We start from the raw sequence: 1,950 nt of genomic DNA, 5'->3' as shown, positions 1-1,950 counted from the left end.
CCGCGGCGACCCGCTCGATCAGTGCCGGGAACAGCGGCATCAGTTCGCGCCGCTTGTAGGCGACGCGGCTCATCAGGTCATGGATCGAGCGCTCGCTCGCCGCCGCTGCCTCCGGCAACTCTTCGGTTTCCGCCGCCAGCAGGGCCGGAATGGCGTCGAGAGCCTCACCCGCCACCAGCGCATCGATGCGGGCCAGCAGCGCCGCCCCGGCCGCGTCGGTGCGGGCGATGGCGTCCGTCACCACCGGACGGGCGCAGTCGAGCGCCTCCGCCCTCGGCACCTCGCCCGCCAGGGCGGACAGCCAGCCGGCATCGAACAGGGTGCCATCGGGACAGGGGAAGAGGGCGCTCAATCGCACAGAACCTGATCGGAAAAGGTCAGCCGTCGGCCCGCATGCGGGCGACGATGGCCTCCAATACCTCTTCGGCCCGGTCATTGTCGACCTGGCAGGTGCCGGCCGCCTGGTGGCCGCCGCCGCCATATTGCAGCATCAAGGGACCGATGTCGGTCTTCGAACCGCGGTTCAGGATCGACTTGCCGCAGGCCAGCACGGTGTTCTGCTGCTTCAGGCCCCAGAGGACGTGAATGGACACGTTGGTGTCGGGGTACAGCGCGTAGATCATGAAGCGGTTGCCGGCATAGATCGTCTCCTCCTTGCGGAGGTCGAGCACGACGACGTTGCCGCGCACGGTGGCGCAGCGCTTCAACTGGTCGACGAACAATTCGGCATGCTGGGTGTAAAGCTCCACCCGCTCCTTCACGTCGGGCAGATCCAGGATCTGCTCGATGGAATGGCTGCGGCAATAGTCGATCAGATCCATCATCAGCTGGTAGTTCGACACCCGGAACTCGCGGAAGCGGCCGAGGCCGGTGCGCGCATCCATGATGAAGTTCAGCAGGGTCCAGCCGGTGGGGTTCAGGATGTCCTCGCGCTGGTATTGCGCCGAGTCCGCCTGATCGACCGCCGCCATCATCTCGTCGGAGATGGTGGGAAAGCGTTCCTTCCCGCCATAGTAATCATAGACGACGCGGGCGGCCGACGGCGCCTTGGGGTCGATGATGTAATTGGGCTTCTCGCCGACCCGCATGGTTTCCGACAGGTGATGGTCGAAAACCAGATGGGCGCCGTCGACGTAAGGCAGGTTGGTGGTGATGTCGCGACCGGTGATCTCGATCTTGCCGTCCTGCATGTCCTTGGGATGGACGAACTTGATCTCGTCGAGGATGCCCAGGTCCTTGAGCAGGACGGCGCAGACGAGCCCGTCGAAATCGGAACGGGTAACGAGGCGGTACTTCGCGGCGTCGGACATGCAAGTTTCCCCTCGCCGGGATTCTCCCGGCGACCGTCGTGGTTGAGCGCGTGGCGGAAGGGTAGTCGTCTACCCCTTCCGCGCGCAATCCTTACCAGATGGCCGCCGGAGAGATCAGCACCGGATCACCCCCAGGGGCCGCGGCGGTTCTGCGGCATGAAGCCGCCCTGCGGCCCTTGCGGCGGCGCCCCCCAGGGGGAACGGCCGTCGCGCGGCGGGGTCTGTCCACCGCCGGAGCCGCCCCCGAACCCGCCGGTAAAGCTGCCGGTCCTGGCCGCCATCGCGCGCAGCCGCGCCACCCGCTCGCCCATGTCGGGGTGGGTGGAGAACAGGCTGGCCATGCTGGCGCCGCTGAGCGGGTTGGCGATGAACAGGTGGGCGGTCGCCGGGTGCGCCTCCGCCTGAAAATTGGGGATGTGGTTCGCGCTGTTGTGGATGTTGGTCAGCGCATCGGCCAGCCAGTTGGGGCGGCCGCAGATCTCGGCACCGATGCGGTCGGCCTCGAACTCGCGGGTGCGGCTGATCGCCATCTGCACCAGGGTGGCGGCGATGGGGGCGAGGATGGCGGCCAGCACGGCACCGACCATGCCCAGCGGGTTGCCGCCGCGCTCGTCGTGCGGAGCCGCCGAAGAACAGCCCA

At 67.3% G+C, this 1,950-nt stretch carries 2 protein-coding genes and 1 pseudogene; all 3 read right to left on the bottom strand.

Annotation, left to right across the window (positions count from 1 at the left end; genetic code table 11):
* Positions 1–358, bottom strand: a pseudogene (locus tag I71_RS20765) (hypothetical protein); the annotation flags it as partial.
* A 19-nt stretch (positions 359–377) separates the two neighbouring features.
* Positions 378–1,310 (bottom strand): exopolyphosphatase, encoded by a 933-nt coding sequence (locus I71_RS20760; RefSeq protein ID WP_042697432.1) that lies wholly within the window; start codon positions 1,308–1,310, stop codon positions 378–380.
* Positions 1,311–1,435: 125 nt separating this feature from the next.
* Positions 1,436–1,950: M48 family metalloprotease (locus I71_RS20755; RefSeq protein ID WP_307189016.1), on the bottom strand; the 515-nt coding region annotated here is incomplete at its 5' end.

The sequence above is a fragment of the Azospirillum sp. B506 genome, from assembly GCF_000333595.1.
Taxonomy (GTDB): Bacteria; Pseudomonadota; Alphaproteobacteria; order Azospirillales; family Azospirillaceae; genus Azospirillum.
Note: the sequence above shows the minus strand (reverse complement) of the source record. Positions and strands in the feature narration are given on the sequence as shown.

What these genes read in the sequence shown, in the direction of transcription:
- I71_RS20760 (WP_042697432.1), bottom strand. Translation starts at nt 1,310, where the DNA reads ATGTCCGACGCCGCGAAGTACCGCCTCGTTACCCGTTCCGATTTCGAC.